Raw genomic sequence first — 21,283 nt, 5'->3', positions numbered from 1 at the left:
TACGATGAATGAAGTTCTTGAAAAAGCAAAAAAAGCAAGTACAGCCAAAGATCAGCTGCTGCTAAAAACGACGGAGCAAAAAAATGCAGCTTTACATGCCATCGCAACTGCACTTAAAGCATCTTCCGCTTATTTATTGGGGGAGAATAAAAAGGATGTTCAGGCTGCTGAGGAAAATCAGTTCACGCCTTCTGTTATTGACCGGATTACACTCACAGAAGAGAGAATTGACGCCATTGCAGACGCTACTCTTCAGCTGATTCACTTAAAAGACCCAATTGGTGAAACATTAGAAACCATTCAAAAAGAAAACGGTCTGTTCATCGAAAAGGTGCGTGTGCCTCTCGGAACGGTTGGAATGATTTATGAAGCAAGGCCAAACGTGACAGTAGATGCTGCCACCCTTTGCCTCAAAACTGGGAATGCTGTTATTCTTCGCGGGAGCTCCTCTGCCATTCATAGTAATAAAGCGATTGTCAAGGTGATCCATGAAGCGCTTCAGACAACGGATATTCCAGTAGACAGTGTGCAATTGATTGAAGATACAGGCCGTGAAACGGCGAAAACGCTGTTCACTTTAAATGAATATCTGGATGTCCTTATTCCGCGCGGCGGGAAAAATTTAATTGATCTTGTCGTGAGAGAGTCTACCGTGCCAGTGCTTGAGACAGGTGCAGGGAACTGTCATATCTATATTGATGAAACAGCGAAAAACGAAATGGCTGAGCAGATTGTGCTGAATGCTAAAACCCAAAGGCCATCTGTTTGCAATGCGATTGAGAGCATTGTCATTCATGAAACATGGGCAAAAACATATGGCGCTTCGTTATTTGAAGCCCTGCATGCAAATGGGGTAGAGATACGGGGCGATGAAGCCGTATGTGCCCTTGCGCCTAGTGCTTCATTAGCGACAAAAGAGGACTATGAAACAGAGTTTTTAGCGCCGATTGTCAGTATTAAAATCGTAGAGAGCATAGAAGAAGCGATTCAGCATATTCAAACGTATAGCTCCAAGCACTCTGAAGCGATCATTACGGAAAATGATCAGCATGCTTCACTTTTCTTAACAGCTGTCGACGCTGCCGCTGTCTATCATAATGCTTCTACTCGGTTCACAGATGGCTTTGAATTTGGCTACGGAGCAGAAATAGGGATTAGCACACAAAAACTGCATGCAAGAGGGCCGATGGGTCTGCCGGCTTTAACCTCTGAAAAATTTGTCATTCGTGGTCAAGGACAAATAAGAGAATAACGAATTCAAAAGAGAGTCTTGTGACAGCAGGCTCTCTTTTTCCTTTCATTTCATTTTTGTATTTCTTCGGTCAAGTATGATAAAATATGGTAATGTTTTATATTTTGAGAAGATTGGAGAAGGCAACGTATGGCGAAAATCATTCCCTCTTCGGATATTGGAGTGAAAATCAACAAGTGGTATGAATTAATCCGCAGATTTGATTCAGAACAAGCAGAACAATTAAAGCAGGAAATTCGCACCTCTCTTGATTCAATGGAAGAAGATCAGAATTTGCTTCTCTATTTTTCTTTAATGGAATTCAGGCATGAGGTCATGCTCGATTACTTAAAGCCATTAAAGGAAGGAAAGCTTCGCGCCAACTTTTCCGAGCTTTCGAAAGAAATAGATGAGCATCAAACACATGTCACAGGCATGCTTGAATACTACTATCATTTTTTCAGAGGCATGTATGAATTTGGCCGTAGGCAGTATATTGCTGCCATCTCGTCTTATCAAAAGGCAGAGCACAAGCTTTCTTTTGTGTCAGATGATATTGAACGTGCGGAATTTCATTTTAAAATGTCAGAAATATATTATCACATGAAACAAACACATATCTCGATGCACCATGCCAAACTGGCGCTGGATGTCTATATTCAACATGAGCTATATGCGCTTCGCACGATCCAATGCGAATTTATTGTGGCCGGTAACTATGATGATATGAGAAGGCATGAAAAGGCATTACCACATCTCGAGAGAGCGCTTGCGAGATCAAGAGACTTTCAGAATGTGCGTTTTATTGCTTCCTCTTTGTTTAATATGGGCAACAGTTATTACCGAATGGGAGATCTTGACCGCGCACTCGAACTAATGAAAGAATCCATCTCGTTATTTGACCAAAATCAATCCGATCACCTTCGTCGATCTATAGACCCTCTTTATACCGCCGCTCAGATATTATACAAACAAGGTAAACACGAAGAAGCCTTACACTACAGAGAAGAATGTATGAAGCGAGCAGAAGCACTTCAGGATGATATTCATATTCAGAAGACGATATTTTTAGAAGCATTGTATTTAAAGCAAGATGCGGAGCATATTAAACGAATTTTTCATTTTTTAGAGTCTGCCTATGCATATCCAGATATAGAGGAGCTGGCATTAGACACCGCAAAGTATTATAATGAAATGGGAGATTATGAAAAATCTTCCATGTTCTACGGAGAAGCGGAACATGCTCGAATCTATATTCAGAGAGGGGATTGTTTATATGAATTTTAAAAAATGGGCAGTCGTCTGTACAAGCATCACCATCCTGGCGTTATGGCTGGCAGCAGCAAATGCCGACCCGGATAACAGAAACCATACGCTAGAACAACCAAATGCGCAGCATGACATCATCTAAAAGCTTTTGTCAACAATCTGAAAGCCCTTATTCAAGGGCTTTTTTTTACTGTCTAAAAATGAATCTGCGTGACATGCTCATAAAATAGAAGTGAGAAGGAAATCTTAGAAAAAGAGTGTTTATTCATTGACTCTTGAATTTAAATTGTGTACAATTCAATTGTAGAAAATATTATTAGAGAGAAAGAGGGTTATATTCATGTCAGATATTTTATTTACTGCAACGGTATCAGCTGTCGGAGGAAGAGAAGGAAAGGTTGTTTCAACCGATGGTGTGCTTGAGCATGATGTAGCAATGCCTGGAACACCAAGAGCGAAAAAACTTGAAAAAGCAACAAATCCAGAGCAATTATTCGCAGCAGGCTACTCTGCATGTTTTGATTCAGCCCTTCAAATGGTCGCGAGACAAGAGCGTATCCGTTTTGAAAGTGAAGTAACAGCACATGTGAGCTTAGTGAAAGATAGTTCAGATGGCGGCTTCAAACTAGGCGTTAAGCTAGAAGTAAAAGGAACTGGAATCGAGCAATCAGCATTAGATGAGCTTGTTCATAAAGCACATGGCGTATGCCCATATTCAAAAGCAACTCAAGGAAATATCGAAGTAGAACTAGTAGCTGTCGCACAATAATTGACATCATAAAAGGCTGAGGGAATGTTCCCTCAGCCTTTTGGTTGTGTTAATTTTTGCAAAAGCTCATGCAAAGAGGCGCGCAGCGTTTTTAACTCTTCTTCCGATCTGCCTGTCCCAGACAGCATATGAAATGGAATCGCAGTAGCCTTCTCTTTTAGTTGTTCGCCATATTCCGTTAAACGAATTTGCACAGAACGTTCATCCTCTTTCGAGCGCTCGCGGATGATGAGTCCGTTTTGTTCCATCCGTTTCAGCATAGGTGTGAGTGTACCGGAGTCTAAATATAAAAGCTCTCCCATCGTTTTCACATTTAATGTCCCATGCTCCCACAATAAAAGCAGTGCCAAATATTGCGGATACGTAATGTCTAACTCTTCTAATAACGGTTTATATTGCTTCGTCATCTCTCTTGAACTTGCATATAACAAGAAACAAAGCTGATTTTCCAGCTTCATATGCTCGAATTCATTTGTCATGTCAGTCACCAACTATTTTTTGTCATACTTATTATTGTATAAGATTTTCTTCCTTTTTAAAATAAATACAGCCCAAAAATGAAAAATTCTTTAATGTGCGATAAATGTTTGAGAAATGGATAGAACGTGAAAAGAATAAATAGATAAAGGAGGAGATGAAGATGAAACCATTATTCACAGCAAAAGTAAAGGCGCAGCATGGAAGAGCTGGACATGTTCGTTCAGAAGATGGTGTACTCGATCATAACATTGTCATGCCTAATGCAAAGAAAGACGGAGAAACTGGTACGAATCCAGAGCAATTATTTGCAGCCGGCTATGCAGCTTGTTTCGGAGGGGCGCTTGAACAAGTAGCGAAGAAGCAAGGGATAGACATTGAATCGGAAGTAGAAGGACATGTCAGTCTTTTAAAAGATGAAAGTGATGGCGGCTTTAAGCTTGGTGTCAAGCTGATTGTGTCTGCAAAAGGCCTTGACCATGACAAAGCGAGAGAGCTTGTCGAGGCTGCGCATGAATTCTGTCCATATTCAAAAGCAACAAGAGGGAACATCGAAGTAGAGCTTGAAGTGGCTGAATAAAAAAGGTTTTCTATCACGCTGAAAAAAAGAAACACCTGCTGGTAAGCAGGTGTCTTTTTTTAATATTCTTTCTTTTGTTCGTATGTTTCCCAAGCTTCAAACGGTGCAAGGGTTTTTTGAAGTGTCAGCTGGTAAAATGGAATATTTCTTGATTCGTAATCCTTGTTGATTTCTTCATAAATAAACGAGTCATCAAAACCAGAAGTCGCTGCATCCTGATGTCCAGCAGCAAAATACACGGCTTTTGGTCTAGCCCAGTAAATAGCGCCAAGGCACATCGGGCAAGGCTCACAGCTTGTATATAAAATACAATCTTCTAATTGGTATGTATGTAGCGTCTGGCACGCCTTTCGAATAGCTGTGACTTCTGCATGTGCGGTTGGATCATTTGTTGTTGTCACATTGTTGCTTCCTTCTGCAATAATCTGTCCATCCTTGACAATGACTGCTCCAAAAGGGCCGCCAGTACCACTATTGACTCCTTCTACTGCAAGATCAATTGCGCGTTGTAAAAAATCTTCGTGATTCATTGTCTTCCTCCCTTTGTTCGACTGACTTCTCTAGTATAAACGAATCATGCTTGAAAAGGAAACATCCTAGTAGATGGTCAAACAGGACAATCTGCGCATAAAAACCCCCGCCATGTTCGGCAGGGGAGAGGGAATCAATTATGCATGCTGCGCCAGCTTTTTACGAGCGACTTCAGCAGCCGTCACCATGTTTTTCAAAGCAGCAATGGTTTCAGGCTCTTGTCTCGTTTTTAGACCACAGTCAGGATTCACCCAGAAGCGATCTGTCGGACATACGTTCAGCGCATCATCAATGATTTGACTCATTTCTTCGACAGATGGAACGCGCGGGCTATGAATGTCATATACACCAAGTCCAAGTCCTTTCAAATACGGATGCTTTTCTAAGTAATCGAGGAATCCGCCATGACTGCGTGAATGTTCAATCGTAATTACGTCGGCATCAAGGTCTTCGATCGTATCGACAATATCCTCGAAGTTACTGTAGCACATATGTGTATGAATTTGCGTTTCATTTTGAACAGATGATGTTGATAGTCGGAACGACTCTGCTGCCCAGTTTAAATATTCTGCCCAATCACTTTCTTTGAGTGGAAGACCTTCTCTTAGCGCAGGTTCATCCACTTGAATAACTTGAATCCCTGCTTCTTCTAACGCTTCTACCTCTTTACGTAATGCGAAAGCGATTTGGAAGGCAATGTCTTTCCGGGAAATATCTGTTCTTGGGAAAGACCAGTTTAAAATGGTGACAGGTCCTGTCAGCATTCCTTTGACCTTTTTCTCCGTTAAGCTTTGTGCGTAAACCGTCTCTTTCACGGTCATTGGCGCTGTAAACTCGACATCTCCATAAATGATTGGCGGCTTCACGCAGCGTGATCCGTAGGATTGTACCCAAGCAAATTTCGTAAAGGCAAATCCGGCTAGCTTCTCACCGAAGTATTCAACCATGTCTGTACGTTCGAATTCTCCATGTACGAGAACGTCCAGACCGATTTCCTCCTGAATATCAATCCATCTTTTTGTTTCTTTCTTAATAAATTCATCATATTCTGCATCTGTCCACTCATTTTTACGCCATTTTTGACGAGCACTGCGCACTTCAGCAGACTGCGGGAAGCTGCCAATGGTTGTTGTTGGCAAAAGCGGCAGTTCAAGAGATTCGTTTTGGATACGAAGGCGCTCTTCAAAGGCAGCTGGACGTTTAAAGTCTTTCGATGAAAGATTGTTGCGTTCTGCTGTGAAATCCGCATTGGTTCCTTTTGCAAATTCTTTTAAAGTAAGAAGTGCTTGCGTGGCTTCATTGATGGCGGCTTCAATCGCTGCGGCTCCTTTTGTTAAGCCTTCTTTTAATGTTGTTAATTCATCCAGCTTTTCAGTGGCATAAGACAGTCCGTTTAATAGTTTCTCTTCAAGCTGTTCGCTTGGGTGTTTTGCAACTGGTACATGCAGCAAACTGCTTGATGGCTGCAGCCATACTTCCTTCGGCTGAGCGTCAGCAATGACCTCAGAAATGAATGACAATCTTTCTCCAAGATCTGATCTCCAAATATTTCTTCCATCAATGACGCCTGCTGCTAAAATTTTATCTTTCGGGAAGCCATGCTTTTTCACTTGATCAAGATTGCGCCCTTGATCATGGACAAAATCAAGACCGATGGCTTCAACAGGATATGTGACAAGCTCTTCATAGGCATCTACTGAATCAAAGTATGTTTGAAGAAGAATGTTTAAGGCAGGTACGGCTTCTTTAATCGTTTGATAGATTTCTTTTACGGCTTTCACGTCTTCATATGAAGCGGTGACAAGTGCTGGCTCATCAATTTGAACCCATTTGACGCCAGCTTCTTCAAGTTCTTTTAAAACCTGAGTATAAAGCGGCACGAGACGCTGCTGAATCTCTTTTACTTCATTTGGTTCATAGCCTTTAGAAAGTGAGACAAATGTATAAAGACCAAGTACAACAGGTTTTGTTTCAACACCAAACGCCGTTTTCACCTTTTCGTAAGCTTCAAGCGGTTTGTTATGTGTGAGTTTGAATTCGGTGCTTTTTTCGTATTCTGGAACGATGTAGTGATAGTTTGTATTAAACCATTTTGTCATTTCACTTGAGACAGCATCTTTTGTTCCTCTTGCCATCGCAAAGTATGTATCTAGCGGGTCTTTTAAGCTGCGGAAGCGCTCTGGAATCCAATTGAACATGACAGCAGTATCGAGCACGTGATCGTAGAAGGTAAAATCTCCAGAAGGAACAACATCAATTTGTTGATCAATTTGCGTTTTAATGGCCGTTAAAAATTGTTCATCCAGTGTGCTTAAGAGGGTTTCGCGGTCTGTTTGACCCTTCCAATAAGACTCAAGTGCTTTTTTCCATTCTCTGTTTAAACCAATTCGCGGAAAACCTAGATTACTTGTTTTAACAATTGTCAATTCCAATTCCTCCTCTAAATATAAAAAGACATTTACACTCATGGCGAAGATTGATGAGGGCAAATGTCTGGTTTAAAAAGACAAAATGTGTGTGCGAAATAAGGCGTGAGCATAACTGACGCTTTTTCCGACATCTCCTATCAACCGTAGGGGGTTTGATGTGATAGAGCGGCTGGTATCCTGGCTGGTGAATCTGCAAGCTTTTCATCCTTCCCATCCTTATGACAGTGGATTCATGAGAAAAGCTCTCCTCACTCACAGTGGCGGGACCGCGCCGGATTTTCACCGGTCTTCCCAATTAAAATTCGACGTGTGATCGAATTACCGACTCTCAAACTATGAATTTATTGTGTTCGATTATATAACGTCCACTTCATTTCGTCAAAGTAAATTTTGAATAATTTTAATTAAAAAAATCCTGAGAAAATTCAATCTATTCTCAGGACCTTTATTCAAGCTATAGAGATAAAAGATCTGCTTCCAATGTTTTTTCTAAAAGGACATCAGGCGCAGTTAAATATAAAAATCCATTACCGACGAGGGCTTTCGACTGCTTCAGTGGAAGGGTTCTTCTGACAAGCTGAGCATAGACCTCAGGCTCTGTCAGCTTGCGCTGGAACGCTTCTTCCTCGGCATTTTTAATAATGGCTAGTGCACCGCTTACGTGAGGGGCGGCCATTGAGGTGCCTGTGAGTCTGCCGTATTTATGGTTAGGGAGAGTGGATAAAATGTCTTCTCCTGGAGCGACGAGGTCGATTTCTTTATTGGCATTGGAGAATTCAGAGGATTCTCTTGCAAGGGAGACAGAGCCGACGGCAATGACTTCATTGTATGCTGCTGGGTAGGAGAACTCTTCTGTACGCTCGTCCCCGTCCCCTTCATTTCCTGCTGCGCACACAACAAGTACACCGCTTTTCACCGCGTTTTGAATGGCTTCCTGCAAGGCGGGCTCATTGCTTGGACCACCGAGAGACATGGAGATAATATCCACCTTCTGCTCAGCGGCATAGTTGATGCCATTAATGATCCATTCGTATTTCCCGCTGCCATTTTCACCGCCAAGAACTTTCACGATCAGCAGCTTGGCTTCAGGGGCAACCCCTAGAATTCCGCCATTTTGATCTGTTGCTGCAATCGTCCCTGCTACATGGGTGCCATGTCCGTTGTAGTCTTTCACATTTTCAGCATCTCCGTTGTCATCATCGGTAAAGTTCTTGCCTCCGATAATCTGATCTTTTAAGTCGGGATGCTCCGTGTCGCAACCTGTATCGAGGACAGCAATGGTTATGCCTTTTCCTTTGAAGCCACTTGACCAAAGTTCGGGTGCTTTAATCTCCTGAATACTTTCCGGCGTCTCTTTCGCTTCCATCACATTGGCTTTTACTTCATACGGAATTAAGCGAATTTCACCTTTCATAAGAAAGCCCTCCTTATTTTGTTTTCAAAGTAGATTCAGGCTGCGTAATGTTATTGTATAAAAGAAACTTTTGATCGGAAAGGGTCAATTGTAATAATTTTTCAAATAATCAATCTATTATCAAAAGTGCAGTTCTCCTCACTTCTTGACGAAAGAACTCAACTTTTGAGGAAAACTCTTGATATCATATGAAAAAGGAGGATATGCTGCATAGTGAGTTTGCACATGTACAGATGAAAATGGGTTAAAAGGACTAAAAGAGGCAAACTAAAAAACAAGGAAATCAAGCAATAAATGCGATATAAAAAGTATGTATAATGTTTTTGTTCAAAAATAAATGTTTCTTTCATAAAAAATAGACATGAAGATTGTGACTGTTCCAAATGCGAAAGGCAACATATAATAATGAAAAGACAAGCTTGCCTTTCAGATAGGAGAGATAGAGATGAATAAAGGGAAGATACTCGTAGTCGAAGATGAAAAGAAAATTGCAAGGGTGCTGTCACTAGAGCTTGAATATGAAGGATATGAGGTGACAGTCAAAGAGACTGGAATGGATGGACTTCAGGCTCTTGAAGAAGAAAGCTTCGATTTGGTGCTGCTTGACGTCATGCTTCCAGAATTAAGCGGTCTTGAAGTGCTGAGAAGGGTTCGAAAGACAAATACAGCGACACCTATTATGTTGATTACAGCAAGAGGAAGTGTTCCTGATAAGGTAAGCGGGCTCGATCTTGGGGCGAATGATTATATTACAAAGCCCTTTGACATAGAAGAATTATTAGCACGAATTCGCGCGCAGCTAAGGTTGAATATTCATGCGCAAGAAGAGATGGAGACAGAGCTGAGCATAGCAGATTTGACTGTCAACGAGAAAACAAGAGACATACAAAGGGCAGGCCAAATGCTTGAACTCACACCGAGAGAATATGATCTGCTTGTCCACTTGCTGAAGCATCAGCAGCAAGTGCTCACAAGAGATCAACTTTTAACAGCCGTTTGGGGTTTTGATTATTTTGGTGATACGAACGTGGTGGATGTCTATATCCGTTATTTAAGAAAAAAAGTCGATTACCCATTCGAAAAACAGCTGATTCACACAGTGAGAGGTGTGGGTTATGTGATGAAAGGATAAAGAATGAGATTAAAAAATAAGATCCAGCTTTATACGTCGTTGTCTTTGTTTTTAATGGTGCTCTTATTTCATACAGCCATTTATTTTATTTTTTCGATAACCTTGACGCAAAAAGATATGTCCCGGCTGTCTGAGGTGGCTGAAAATATCGCCATTGCTTTAAAAAAATCAGAAGAAGAAGGTCTTCCATCTTCGGAGCTTCTGAAAGCGTACTTGCCCCAAAATGGCATGATCCGTGTCGTGACAGAAACGGGTGAATCAAAGCTGACTGTCACAAAGGAGTCAACGTTTAGTTCACTGCCTTTCACATATGAATCTGGGCAGACAGCAGAAATCAAAGAATACAACAAGCATATGACTGCGTTCGCTGCGATCCCGGTTATTTGGACAAATGGAGAGATTGTGTCGCTCCAAGTATATGAAGAAATCGAAAATACGGAAGAGAATTTGGCGTTATTAAGAATGATTTTAATCGCTGCTGGCGTTTTAATTATAGTGCTTTCCTATTTTGCTGGCCACATTTTAACAAAACAAATCGTACGCCCTATTAGTAGAATGACGAGCACCATGAAGGCAAGTATGAAGGAGAAGGCGTTTAAACGAATCAAACTAGCAGGCGATTCAAAGGATGAATTGTATCAAATGGGACAAACCTTTAATGAAATGTCAGAAATCCTCGAGAAGCATTATGAGAAAGAGCAGCAATTCTTGCATGATGCCTCTCATGAATTGAAGACACCGATTACCGTCATTATGAGCTACAGTAATTTACTGAAGCGCTGGGGGCAAACACGTCCAGAGGTTGTTGAAGAATCCTCCCAAGCGATTCATGATGAAGCGAAAAAAATGAAAAGGCTGACAGATCAATTGCTGACACTGGCAAAAAATGGTCAGCCTCTATATGTGGATATGAAGCCAGTCGATCTTGGTCATTTGTGCAAGCAGATATGCCATACACTTGAAGTGGCCACCAATCGAACCATTCAAACTCATGTGCAAACAGATCAGCCGCTTATTGTGGAAGGAGACGAAGAGAAAATCAAACAGCTTTTGACCATCTTGATTGATAATGCGGTCAAATATAGTACAGAGCCAGTTGATGTGACATGCGGATGGGCGGGAGAGAAGCCGTTTATTTCAGTCGTTGACCATGGGATTGGCATAAAAGAAGAGGATTTGCCGAAAATCTTTGACCGCTTTTTCCGTGTGGATGAAGCAAGAAACAGTGAGACGGGCGGAACGGGTCTTGGTCTTTCAATTGCGAAGCAAATTGCAGAAGAGCATAGAGCTGAGCTGAAGGTAGACAGCCGAATCGGCGAAGGGACAACCATGACCATTCTTTTCCGGAAATAAAATAGGTCTTTTCTCATCAATTTCTCATTTCCTCCTTATAAAATAGGAAATAGGAAGGAGGCGCTGCATGTCTAGAAAAACGAAAATGGTGCTTGCGCTCGCAGGATGTCTCGTCGTTCTTGCTGCCTTTGCAATGCTCATGATTCAAACCATTGATCAAAAAATATTAAGTGAAGCAGAAATCAAAAAAATCATCGCAAAAGACTACAATGGAAACATTACAAATATTGATTTAATCAATCATAAACAGGACTATACATTGACGCTGGAAAATGCAAATGGCATCTATCAAATCATTGCATCTTCTGCAAGCGGTCAAATGAAAGAAATCAGACAGACCAAAAGCTATCAAAAGCCAAATGAAAAAAATGCTGAGCTCCAGGCAGAGGAAGCGGCTGTTAAAAAAGTAAGCGGTACTGTCATCCAAAAGAAAGAAAAGTCAGATCGTTTTATCTTTACGATCCAATCAAAAAAAGAATTATATCAAGTCGATGTCGACAAGCAAACGTTTAAGGTGCTTGAAGCAGAAAAGAAAAAACCAACCTCTAAAGAAAAGAAACTGACGAAAATCACGGTTGAAGAAGCCATCCGAATTGCGGTAAAAGAAGTCGGAGGGACAGTGGATGATGCAGATCTTGAAACATTTAGCGGTATGCTCGTCTTTGAGGTGGAGCTGGATTTGCCTGACGGGCGTGAGGCAGAGGTGCTTGTGAACGCATATACAGGAGACATTGAAGGTATTACGTACGAAAACTAATCCTTTTCTCATGATTTTCTCATGTTTCTTTCCTTTCTTTATCATCTTGTTTCTTTAAGATAAAGGAGAAATCAAATAGAGGAGGACATGAACATGATGAAAAAAGTACTAGTAGCTACAGCATTAACAGGAACTCTTGTCGCAGGTGGTTTCACACTTCAAGCGCAAAATACAAATCAAACAGCACACGCCGAGCAGGTGGTGCAAAAGAAATCATCGTTTGTCTCAAAGAAACAAGCTGAAAAAGCAGCCCTAAAAGTCGTGAAAGGGTATGTGGACGATGTGGATCTTGAGCGTAAAAAAGGAAAATGGGTGTATGAGGTCGAGATTAAAAAAGGCGGCTTTGAATATAAAGTATATGTCGATGCGAAAACAGGAAAAGCGCTGAACGATCCAGTCAAAGAAAAGAAACAGAATGTGAAAATCACTAAAAAGCAGGCTGAAAAAATTGCCCTTGCAAAAGTAAAAGGAACAGTCACAGATTCTGATTTAGATAAAGAAAATGGTGTGTACTTGTATGAAGTCGAAATCACCACACCAAACGGCGAGGAAGTTGATTTTGAGATTTCCGCTAAAACAGGCAAAATCCTGAAGCAAGAATGGGATGATTAAGCCATCACCAAACCTTACACTTTCATGTGTAAGGTTTTTTCATTGGGACAAACTACGGGAAAGGAGGCGAGAGAATATGAAGAAAAAAGAAGAAGAGCAGACAATGGACCATGCGGAATATGTTCCGCATCCTGATGGAGAAGGATATGCTTTGTTTTTGCATGATTCCTTTCATCTCCTCTCCCAAGAGGATATGAATCAGCCAGAAGAGGAATAAAAGACATGAAAGGGCGATGGTCAACTTTGTCTATCGCTCTTTTTTTCAAAAGTAAGCGAATACATGAGGAAACTTGGCATCTTGCTTATTGACATCACTGCGCTTTTTCTGTAATCTCAGTGTGTCAACAATATGAGACTTCGTTAGGTGAGGCTCCTGTATGGAGATACGCTGCTGCCCAAAAATGTCCAAAGACGCCAATGGGTCAACAGAAATCATCGACATAAGGTGATTTTTAATGCAGCTGGATTTTTCCTATGCCATACAGTGCTAAAGCTCTACGATTGAAGGAGCAAGTGTTTATTTTGTTATGCTTACAAAGCGCCTTCATTCGGTTGAAGGTGCTTTTTTATGGGAAAAGGAGGTGTGGGGATGGATCATCCCGATTCGAGACACATAGAGAATATGTCAAAATATCAGATTGAGACATCAGATAGAGGAGATCCTGACCCCCGCACATTCTAAGGGATTCGGGTATCTCCTGACTTTGGGGAGGTAACAGCGATGATACAAAATATTACGTACGATGAACTCATTTTACGCATCATTATTTTACTAAGAGATGGAAAACGAAAAGAATTTAAAAACATCATGGAAGAACTTCAGCCATATGATATGGCCTACTTATTTAAAGAGCTTCCAGAAAAACACCGCGGCCGCTTCCTCAGCTTTTTACCAGTCGATGACGTGACAGAAATGATGGGTGAGCTGGAGCGGGAATACCAAGAAATCGTTCTTGAAAAAGTAGGGAAAGACAAAGCTACCTTCGTCACAAACAAAATGGATAACGATGATCTAGCCAACTTGTTTGATGAGATGGAGGATGAGCTAAAGGATCAGCTTTTATCTAACATGGAAGCAGAGGAATCAAAGGCCGTCCAGCTTCTTATGAATTACCCTGCTGAGACAGCGGGACGGATCATGACCAACCGGTACGTTTGGATTCCTCAGCATTATACGGTGCAGGATGCCGTTGTGAAGCTGAAAAGCTTTGCAGAAATTGCGGAATCAATCAACTATTTATATGTGATTAATGATCAAAAACAGCTTGTAGGCGTTCTCTCATACCGTGATCTCATTTTAGGTGAACCGGATGAAAAGGTGCAGGATCTCATGTTTACAAGAGTCATTGCCGTTGGAGCCTTTCAAGATCAGGAGGAAATCGCAAAGCTGATTGAACGGTATGATTTTCTTGCCATTCCTGTTGTGGAAGAGAACAATGTCCTAGTCGGAATCGTTACAGTCGATGATATCATTGATGTTGTCATTCAAGAGGCAGGCGAAGACTATGAGAAGTTTGCTGCCTCTGGTAAAGATATTACGTTCGACACGCCGGCATTTGTGGCGGCATACCGCCGTCTTCCATGGCTCATTCTGCTCTTGTTCATTGGGCTGATTTCAGGCAGTATTTTAAATTATTTTGAAGATACCCTTCAGCAAGTCGTTGCTTTAGCGTTCTTCATGCCGATGATTGCCGGGATGACAGGGAATACAGGGACACAGTCTCTTGCCGTCGTGATTAGAGGGCTTTCAAAAGAAGAATTAACGAAAAAAACCATTATGCGTCTTATTTTTAGAGAGCTGAGAACAAGTATTTACATTGGGATCGTCTGTTCCATTATTATTACAGTCGTCGCAATGGTGTGGCAGGGCAATATGATTTTAGGTTTTGTTGTCGGCTCCTCACTGCTTGCAACACTGATTATTGGGACAATGGCAGGTACGGTCGTGCCGATTATTTTACACAGATTAAACGTGGACCCAGCCATTGCATCTGGCCCGCTGATCACAACATTGAATGATATTCTATCCTTACTGATCTATTTTGGAATTGCAACAGCATTCCTTCATACACTGATGTAGCAAGAAGACTGTAAAACGTTACGTTTTACAGTCTTTTTTGAATAAAGATTGCATATAGCGCTTCCATCCTTTACATTTTAAGGAGAAGGTGGGAGAGAAAAATGAAGAAGTTTTTATTCATTTTAATGTGCATGGTATTGCTAGGTGCATGTTCAAGGGAAGACGAGGGGAAAGACAGAAGACTTGTGGCAGCAGAGCATATGATTGAAGCGATTACCGAAGGAGATAAACGAAAAATAGAAAACATCTATGTTGAAGGTGCTGTCCCAAGCCCAAATGACATTCTAAAGCTGAAAAAGGAATGGGGCATAGAGACGCTTTCTTATGAAGATTTTCAATTGGAAGAAGCCAGCATTCACGTCTTTCATGCGAATTACGAAGATGAAAAAACAGGGGAGAAAAAGGCACTTGCCATGCGGGTAATAGAAGATCCTGAAAAAGGCGGTGTACGGATTGACTTTGTAGGGGTCGTTGAAGGAACTGACGCTTCCTCTCAATGAAAAATTTTATTAGAAGACAAGGTATAATCTAAAATGATTTTATTTAAAAGGATAGAAGAGCTGAAAGAACTTCGCTCTATCTATCCTCTTTTTTACCACAAATGACCTGATCACATATGAGTTATGCCCATTAACTCCATAAATCGTGAGAGGGCACTGGTCATGTACGAATCGCGGCGCCTTATAAACACAGTGGGCACGATTCTATGTGGTTCCGGTAATGGATGACAGGTAAATCTGCCTTGCATCCGAGATTCAACCATAGATTTTGGTAATACGGTGACTCCAAGCCCGTTTTCAACGCATTTAAGCACGCCCTCTAAAGTGCCATATTCCATTACCTTCATAGGAGGGTAGCCATTGCTCTCTAACCATCGCTGCCAACGCCCCAAATAGATGCAATGCGCAAATGACGAAAGCAATGGTTCATGTAAGATTGATTCTACCTGGAATTCCTCCCGGGAGTAGCTTGTAATCAGAACAAGTGATTCTTCCAATACAGGGTACTCAATAATGTCCGGATGAAGAATTGGCCCATCAACCAATGCACCGTCTACCTTGTAGTTAAGAATAGCACTAACCTGATCTACAGTAGGTGCCATATACATGCTCAATTCTACTTGTGGAAATGTCTTATGATATTCTGTAAAAATGATTGGCAATCTTGTAGAAGCGGTTGATTCTATAGATCCAATGTGTAAAGTTCCCCGCGGAGTAGAGGAAAGCTTTACTGCCTCTATTGCTTCTTCAAAATCGTAGAGTAATTTGTTTACATATGGCAACAGTTCACGTCCTGCAGGCGTTAAGGATATCTTCTTGTGATATCGATAGAGAAGAGGAACACCTAATTCTTGTTCAAGACGTTGGATTCGTGCAGTGACATTCGACTGCACATAATTTAATTTCTCGGCAGCTTTTGTAATGCTTTGTTCAATAGCTACTGCTTTAAATATTTCCAAAGATTTAATATCCAAAATAACGCTCCTTTTTGCATCGCAAATTGTGATGAACTATACACTATTTTTTGATTTTACGTGATCCAATAGAATAAGTAAACTTAATGATATAAGAGATTTATCATGAGGAGGAGAATTGAAAGGTAGAGAGTTTTAACTAGGAAAAGATAAAACAGACGTTTCCAATTAAATGAGGAGGGAATTAATTGATTTCAAAGATTAATATCCAAGAGAAATTTTTGCAAATAAATGATTATTGGAATCCTAGAATAAGTGGAGAGTTGAACGACTCATACATTAAAATGGTAAAAATTAAGGGTGAATTCATTTGGCATCACCATGATGACGAGGATGAAATGTTCTTTGTATGTAAAGGGAATCTAGTCATCCGTTTTAGGGATAGAGAAATAGCTCTTAATGAAGGGGAGTTTCTTGTGATTCCTAAAGGAATTGAACATCAGCCAATTGCTGAAGAAGAAGTTCATTTGCTCTTAATTGAGCCCAAAACGACGCTAAACACGGGGAATGTGGTCAATGAACGAACTGTTTCGATTCCTGAACGAATGGATGAACACTAGATCGTTGCACTTAACAGGTGCTTTAGTTGAAAAAGAGGCAGCAATCGCTGTCTCTTTTTACTACGTTATCATACATTCACTTGTCGTTAATTTTAAAGAGTAAGCGAATCTTTATTTGTTTATCGATTTTTGTACCGGAAGTGTGCGTTAATCTGGCCTTCCAGCATTTTTTTCTTATATTGTCCGCTTTTTAATGCCTGTTCTTTTTTCTTCATGTCTTTCAAAATCTCGGCTGTTTGCACACCGTCTTCTCGTTTGTTGGCGATGTCCATTAAACGTTCTACATCAGAAAAAGAATATTTACGCGTGCCTCTTGTTGAGCGCTGGGGGTAGATGAGTCTGCGTTCCTCATAATATCGGATTTGCCTGACGGATAGCCCTGTTAATTCACTGACAATCCCGATTGAAATGACTTTTTTATCTTTATAAGATACATCTTCCTGCGTCATATACTCACCCCTGCAAGTCTTTTCTTCATATTATACAGAATGAGAAGGAAAAAAACCTATTATTTGTCAGAAAATATAACACAAAAACGAAAAAACGAAAAAATCATGGAAGGAAAGATAACAACAAATGTGAAATGAGTGTTGTGCGTGCATATAATGATGATGAGTTGAAATAGGAGGAGGAGCAAATGATGGAGCAAACACAGATCATCTGTATGGCAAAAGAAATCATCGCATTAGATATGAAGAGGGATGAATTACTGGAGCGATTCATGCAGGCGGCAGGTCAGAATGCACATGCTCTTCTAAGAGCCGTACAAAATGATTTGTATAAAAGATCTTCATAAGCACCTGGTCCAGATCACTTGATAGGAGGGGATAATCGGTGCGGCGTATCTTAACAGAAGCTTTAGCAAAGGAAAGACATTATTATACGAAGCAGCTCTGTTCATTAGGAGTTTACAGCCCTGATGCGGCCAAGAACATGACAATTAGTGACTTAAAAAAAGAGTATCACTTCTTTTTCAACAAAACAGAGCGTAATTTGTGAAAATCCCTTGAAATGTGCGTATGTCACATAAAGGGTTCTTTTTTTGCGTGCTTAATATTATAGCAATATTGAATTTTGTAGAAATTTGACGAATACAGTGTAAGGAAACGCAGTTCCTTTACAGATTATGTTAAACTATGTCGCATCTTGATGGTTTGCTAAAAAAGCTTTTTTTCGAGATGATTGTGAAAAATAAGAAGGATTTTAAAAGTTTATATCGAAATCTTATACATAACACGAATGGAGTCACTTATGTGGTTGAAAGGGTTTTCAAAAACGTACTTCTATTTTTTACGAAAGGCTCCAACTGCACCGCAAGAAAGCCTTGAAGTTAAAAAAATATTATAAGAGGTAGATATGTGATGAGACTATCGTTTAATGAAGAAGAAGTAGAACGTTCAATGACACTTTACAAGGTATTTGCAAGAGCATTTAAAAGCGTTTCAGAACACAGCATTAGAGACAGCAAAGAGCATGGATTTAATCCAACTGAATTTGCCGTTCTTGAATTGCTGTACACAAGAGGTGCTCAAAAACTTCAGCAAATCGGCTCAAGACTCCTGCTTGTCAGCGGGAATGTGACGTACGTAATTGACAAATTAGAACGAAATGGTTTCATTGAAAGAGAGCAGGACCCAAAGGATAAACGGTCGGTTTATGCCCATTTAACGGATAAAGGGCGCAGTTATCTTGATAAGATTTACCCGATTCATTCTCTCCGGATTGCGCGTGCGTTCTCTGGCCTCTCGCGTGAAGAACAAGAACAATTGATTAGTCTATTGAAAAAAGCAGGCATTCACAGTCAACATTTATTATTTAGATAGAACGAAAAGGTGCCATGATTGGCACCTCTCAGATTGTTGACAAAGGGCTAAAATGATCTTTATTTTAGCCCTTTGTCTTCTTTTCAGCGTGACCTGAAAACCTTTGAAGTCTAGGAAGGACGAGCACCGAAGCAGAGCGAATTTGACATTCGTGAGCATCGGAGCGCAGAACTGACAACGAATGCGAGGGTTTGTCTACACGCTGAAAGGTGCCATGATTGGCACCTTTTTTATGTGTCCAGCTGATGCGCCGGATAGGCAATGAATTTTTCGATATCGGTTGCTGGAAGGGGCTTTGCATAATAAAAACCTTGCAGGTCGTCACATCCTTGCGCAGATAAAAGCTGCGCCTGCGCAAAGGTTTCCACACCTTCTGCTATGACTTCGAGAGATAATTGATGTCCCATCGCGATAATGGCACCTGTAATCTGTTCAGACTTCGAATCATTTAAAATATCTTCAATGAAGGATTTGTCGATTTTCAGTCGATGAATGGGCAAATCCTTTAAATAGCTTAAGGAGCTATGACCTGTACCAAAGTCATCAATACTAATGCGAACGCCCAGATGTTTCAGCGACGTCAGCACCTGTTTTGATTGCTTGATATTGTCCATTGTCATACTTTCTGTCACTTCAAGCTCGAGCAGTGACGATGTCAGGTTGTATTTTTTCAGTGTCAACTTAATCAAATCAATTAAGTCTTCAGAATTGAATTGTTTCGCAGATAAATTGACAGCCACAGGAATTTTCAGCCCGTTGTCATACCACGTTTTAGCCTGCCTGCATGCGGTATCAATGACCCATCTGCCAATATCAATGATCAGCCCTGATTCCTCTGCCAGCTCAATAAAAGCCTCAGGTGATTTTAAGGAACCATCTGGTGCCTTCATTCTTAGAAGAGCTTCTACGCCAGTCATCTTTCTTGTTTTCGCACTGACTTGCGGCTGGTAATGAAGCACAAACTGTTCTCTCTGAATGGCATCCCGCAACTCAAGCTCTCGATTTAACCTGTCTTCACTTGATCTTTCCATTGATTCGGTAAAGAACTCATACCGGCTTTGCTTATGTTTTTTGGATAAATACATCGCCATATCGGCTTTCCTCATCAATTCCATCCCATCTTTGCCATTTTGAGGTGAGATGGCGATCCCAATGCTGATAGATGTAATGAGCTGATGATTCTGGATGAAAAAAGGACGTTCAAATTGACGAATGATATTTTGAGAAAGCTGCTCAATTTTTTGTGTGTCATGTCCCATGTGAGGGAAGATCATTAAAAATTCATCCCCGCCTAGTCTTGCAATAAAGCCATTGTCCGGTAAACATTGCGTCAGTCTGTTTGCAGCTGCTTTAAGTAGTAAGTCTCCTATGTTATGACCAAGTGCATCATTAATAATTTTAAAACGATTCAAGTCAAGAAACAGAACAGCCGTTGATGTTCCTGTCTCTTCTTGAGCGGAGAGAACATCATTTAAATGGTTGATGGCGTGGCGCCGATTAGGAAGCTCAGTTAACGCATCATAATGTGCCATGACATGAATTTCTTTTTCTGCAATCCGCTGCTGCGTTAAATCTTTTAAGACAAGATAAATACTGTCAAGTGTATTGTTGACATGAACAGGTATGTAAGTGACATGATAATAATAAAAACGATCTGCTGCTTTCAGTTCTGCTTCACGTGTGATGGCTTTTTTTGACCGGGAAATAAATTCTTCCCACATCTCAGTCGGCATCACGTATTGACTGACATCATCACCAATCCAAGAATTGCACATTTTTAAGATTTGTTTACCTGAGTCGTTCGCAGAAAGCACCTTTCGATCGACAGATAACACGATAATGCCATCGATATTATGTTTAATGAGCGATTGAAACCGCTGTTCATTTTCCTTTAACTGATCTGACTGCTTCATGATTCGGTGATCTATATAGGCACCAAAGATCATCAGTGTTTGGACAATCAGTGTCATCAAGCCGATGAAAATCGACAGACTGAATGGCGACATTTCAAGAGAGCCGCCTGCAGCGGACTGTCCATCTGAATGAAAAAACATAGTAGAAGCAGCCATACCAGTATAATGCATGCCAGAAATAGCCCCACCCATCACGAGTGCACCAGCTATTTTTAACAGATGATCCTCCTTTTTTTTCTCGGATCGATGGAGCCGAAAAAAGAGATGCAGTGAAAAGAAAGATGCCAGCGCAGCAATGAAAAACGAAAGAAAAAAGAGGACTGGATCATAGCTGATTGAGACATTGGCCATTGATTCCATTCCAAGATAATGCATGCTGCAAATAGCTGAGCCCATGGTGATTGAACTAATGAGCAGCCGTCTTATGGAGAGCTGCTCTTGAATGCATATCGAGAATGCGATCAAAGAACCGACAAAAGACGCCAAAATCGATAAAATCAGTAAGGGAGTTTCATATGTGATGCCGGTTTGCATGTGAAATGCCATCATGCCAATAAAATGCATCGACCATATGCCCATCCCCATGATCATTGCACCAATGACCAGCCATACCTTTTTCTTTGCACCGCTTGACTGTATCACTCGGCTGGCTAACTGAAGAGCTGAGTAGGAGGCCACAGCGGCGACAGCGACTGACAGAAAGACAAGCCATCCGTTGTAGCTTCCTGTTAATTGGGTCATGTGAGAAAACCTCCAGTATCTTAAAACAGACATATACTTAATATATCGGATCGAATGGCTTCTGTGTTCACTTTTCCTTCACTTAAATACCACAATCAACGTTTTTTTCACGTGTCTTTTATAGTAAAATCAAATTTA

General features: G+C 40.9%; 23 protein-coding genes and 2 riboswitches. Of the genes, 16 read left to right on the top strand and 7 right to left on the bottom strand.

Annotation, left to right across the window (positions count from 1 at the left end):
• Window positions 1-4 precede the first annotated feature (4 nt).
• From C6347_RS07605 to C6347_RS07590, 4 genes are all read left to right on the top strand, one after another.
• Complete coding sequence (locus tag C6347_RS07605; RefSeq protein ID WP_106036731.1) at window positions 5-1,252, top strand: glutamate-5-semialdehyde dehydrogenase; 1,248 nt, start codon at window positions 5-7, stop codon at window positions 1,250-1,252.
• A 129-nt stretch (window positions 1,253-1,381) separates the two neighbouring features.
• Window positions 1,382-2,518, top strand: a complete 1,137-nt coding sequence (locus tag C6347_RS07600; RefSeq protein WP_060596094.1) for a Rap family tetratricopeptide repeat protein — start codon at window positions 1,382-1,384, stop codon at window positions 2,516-2,518.
• Entirely contained in the window at window positions 2,508-2,642 is a 135-nt protein-coding gene (locus C6347_RS07595; protein WP_034662996.1) for a hypothetical protein, read from the top strand. Before C6347_RS07600 ends, C6347_RS07595 begins: the two co-directional genes overlap by 11 nt.
• A 198-nt stretch (window positions 2,643-2,840) precedes the next feature.
• Window positions 2,841-3,269 carry an organic hydroperoxide resistance protein gene (locus C6347_RS07590; RefSeq protein WP_106036732.1) on the top strand — a complete coding sequence of 143 codons (429 nt, stop codon included), beginning with the start codon at window positions 2,841-2,843 and terminating at the stop codon, window positions 3,267-3,269.
• A gap of 32 nt (window positions 3,270-3,301) precedes the next feature.
• Here C6347_RS07590 and C6347_RS07585 read toward each other — a convergent pair whose 3' ends face one another.
• Complete coding sequence (locus C6347_RS07585) at window positions 3,302-3,748, bottom strand: MarR family winged helix-turn-helix transcriptional regulator (RefSeq protein WP_034662988.1); 447 nt, start codon at window positions 3,746-3,748, stop codon at window positions 3,302-3,304.
• Between the two features lie 161 nt (window positions 3,749-3,909).
• Between C6347_RS07585 and ohrB the strand changes: the two genes are divergently transcribed.
• Window positions 3,910-4,326: an organic hydroperoxide resistance protein OhrB gene (gene ohrB / locus C6347_RS07580; RefSeq protein WP_034662985.1), complete on the top strand. Its 417-nt coding sequence runs from the start codon at window positions 3,910-3,912 to the stop codon at window positions 4,324-4,326.
• Between the two features lie 59 nt (window positions 4,327-4,385).
• Here ohrB and guaD read toward each other — a convergent pair whose 3' ends face one another.
• The 3 genes from guaD to C6347_RS07565 all read right to left on the bottom strand — a co-directional run bounded on the left by guaD (window position 4,386) and on the right by C6347_RS07565 (window position 8,700).
• A complete protein-coding gene (guaD, locus tag C6347_RS07575) occupies window positions 4,386-4,856 on the bottom strand; it encodes a guanine deaminase (RefSeq protein WP_034662982.1) in 471 nt (156 codons plus the stop codon).
• 138 nt (window positions 4,857-4,994) lie between these two features.
• Window positions 4,995-7,283: a 5-methyltetrahydropteroyltriglutamate--homocysteine S-methyltransferase gene (metE, locus tag C6347_RS07570; protein ID WP_106041686.1), complete on the bottom strand. Its 2,289-nt coding sequence runs from the start codon at window positions 7,281-7,283 to the stop codon at window positions 4,995-4,997.
• A 153-nt stretch (window positions 7,284-7,436) separates the two neighbouring features.
• A riboswitch (cobalamin riboswitch) is annotated at window positions 7,437-7,628 on the bottom strand.
• Window positions 7,629-7,740: 112 nt separating this feature from the next.
• Window positions 7,741-8,700 (bottom strand): S8 family peptidase, encoded by a 960-nt coding sequence (locus C6347_RS07565; RefSeq protein ID WP_003210884.1) that lies wholly within the window; start codon window positions 8,698-8,700, stop codon window positions 7,741-7,743.
• Window positions 8,701-9,145: 445 nt separating this feature from the next.
• Here C6347_RS07565 and C6347_RS07560 point away from each other — a divergent pair, with 445 nt between their 5' ends.
• The 7 genes from C6347_RS07560 to C6347_RS07530 all read left to right on the top strand — a co-directional run bounded on the left by C6347_RS07560 (window position 9,146) and on the right by C6347_RS07530 (window position 15,134).
• A complete protein-coding gene (locus C6347_RS07560) occupies window positions 9,146-9,832 on the top strand; it encodes a response regulator transcription factor (RefSeq protein ID WP_060596098.1) in 687 nt (228 codons plus the stop codon).
• A gap of 3 nt (window positions 9,833-9,835) precedes the next feature.
• The gene (locus tag C6347_RS07555) at window positions 9,836-11,185 is read left to right on the top strand and encodes a HAMP domain-containing sensor histidine kinase (protein WP_060596099.1); all 1,350 of its coding nucleotides are present in this window, start codon (window positions 9,836-9,838) and stop codon (window positions 11,183-11,185) included.
• 67 nt (window positions 11,186-11,252) lie between these two features.
• Window positions 11,253-11,942, top strand: a complete 690-nt coding sequence (locus C6347_RS07550; protein ID WP_066030991.1) for a PepSY domain-containing protein — start codon at window positions 11,253-11,255, stop codon at window positions 11,940-11,942.
• 93 nt (window positions 11,943-12,035) lie between these two features.
• A complete protein-coding gene (locus C6347_RS07545) occupies window positions 12,036-12,554 on the top strand; it encodes a PepSY domain-containing protein (RefSeq protein ID WP_034662966.1) in 519 nt (172 codons plus the stop codon).
• A 76-nt stretch (window positions 12,555-12,630) separates the two neighbouring features.
• On the top strand, window positions 12,631-12,771 hold the full coding sequence (locus C6347_RS19230; RefSeq protein WP_003212346.1) for a hypothetical protein: 141 nt from the start codon (window positions 12,631-12,633) through the stop codon (window positions 12,769-12,771).
• Between the two features lie 132 nt (window positions 12,772-12,903).
• Window positions 12,904-13,067: riboswitch (M-box (ykoK) riboswitch) on the top strand.
• A 208-nt stretch (window positions 13,068-13,275) separates the two neighbouring features.
• Window positions 13,276-14,634, top strand: coding sequence for a magnesium transporter (gene mgtE, locus C6347_RS07535; RefSeq protein ID WP_034662959.1), 1,359 nt, complete (start codon window positions 13,276-13,278; stop codon window positions 14,632-14,634).
• A gap of 101 nt (window positions 14,635-14,735) precedes the next feature.
• The gene (locus C6347_RS07530; protein ID WP_060596101.1) at window positions 14,736-15,134 is read left to right on the top strand and encodes a hypothetical protein; all 399 of its coding nucleotides are present in this window, start codon (window positions 14,736-14,738) and stop codon (window positions 15,132-15,134) included.
• Between the two features lie 110 nt (window positions 15,135-15,244).
• Here C6347_RS07530 and C6347_RS07525 read toward each other — a convergent pair whose 3' ends face one another.
• Window positions 15,245-16,108 (bottom strand): LysR family transcriptional regulator, encoded by an 864-nt coding sequence (locus C6347_RS07525; RefSeq protein WP_066030989.1) that lies wholly within the window; start codon window positions 16,106-16,108, stop codon window positions 15,245-15,247.
• A 188-nt stretch (window positions 16,109-16,296) separates the two neighbouring features.
• On the opposite strand from C6347_RS07525, the gene C6347_RS07520 reads away from it, so the two are divergent.
• On the top strand, window positions 16,297-16,668 hold the full coding sequence (locus tag C6347_RS07520) for a cupin domain-containing protein (protein ID WP_080869519.1): 372 nt from the start codon (window positions 16,297-16,299) through the stop codon (window positions 16,666-16,668).
• Between the two features lie 119 nt (window positions 16,669-16,787).
• On the opposite strand, the gene C6347_RS07515 is transcribed toward C6347_RS07520, so the two are convergent.
• Entirely contained in the window at window positions 16,788-17,117 is a 330-nt protein-coding gene (locus tag C6347_RS07515; protein WP_012009715.1) for a MerR family transcriptional regulator, read from the bottom strand.
• A gap of 191 nt (window positions 17,118-17,308) precedes the next feature.
• Here C6347_RS07515 and C6347_RS19225 point away from each other — a divergent pair, with 191 nt between their 5' ends.
• The 3 genes from C6347_RS19225 to C6347_RS07505 all read left to right on the top strand — a co-directional run bounded on the left by C6347_RS19225 (window position 17,309) and on the right by C6347_RS07505 (window position 18,491).
• The gene (locus C6347_RS19225; RefSeq protein ID WP_164847173.1) at window positions 17,309-17,464 is read left to right on the top strand and encodes a hypothetical protein; all 156 of its coding nucleotides are present in this window, start codon (window positions 17,309-17,311) and stop codon (window positions 17,462-17,464) included.
• A 38-nt stretch (window positions 17,465-17,502) separates the two neighbouring features.
• On the top strand, window positions 17,503-17,667 hold the full coding sequence (locus C6347_RS07510; RefSeq protein WP_034662950.1) for a hypothetical protein: 165 nt from the start codon (window positions 17,503-17,505) through the stop codon (window positions 17,665-17,667).
• Between the two features lie 359 nt (window positions 17,668-18,026).
• Window positions 18,027-18,491, top strand: coding sequence for a MarR family winged helix-turn-helix transcriptional regulator (locus C6347_RS07505; RefSeq protein ID WP_088004396.1), 465 nt, complete (start codon window positions 18,027-18,029; stop codon window positions 18,489-18,491).
• A gap of 230 nt (window positions 18,492-18,721) precedes the next feature.
• On the opposite strand, the gene C6347_RS07495 is transcribed toward C6347_RS07505, so the two are convergent.
• Window positions 18,722-21,145 (bottom strand): bifunctional diguanylate cyclase/phosphodiesterase, encoded by a 2,424-nt coding sequence (locus tag C6347_RS07495; RefSeq protein ID WP_106030755.1) that lies wholly within the window; start codon window positions 21,143-21,145, stop codon window positions 18,722-18,724.
• Between the last annotated feature and the right edge of the window lie 138 nt (window positions 21,146-21,283).

Source organism: Bacillus sp. NMTD17 (genome assembly GCF_002998735.1).
Taxonomy (GTDB): Bacteria; Bacillota; Bacilli; order Bacillales; family Bacillaceae; genus Bacillus.
Note: the sequence above shows the minus strand (reverse complement) of the source record. Positions and strands in the feature narration are given on the sequence as shown.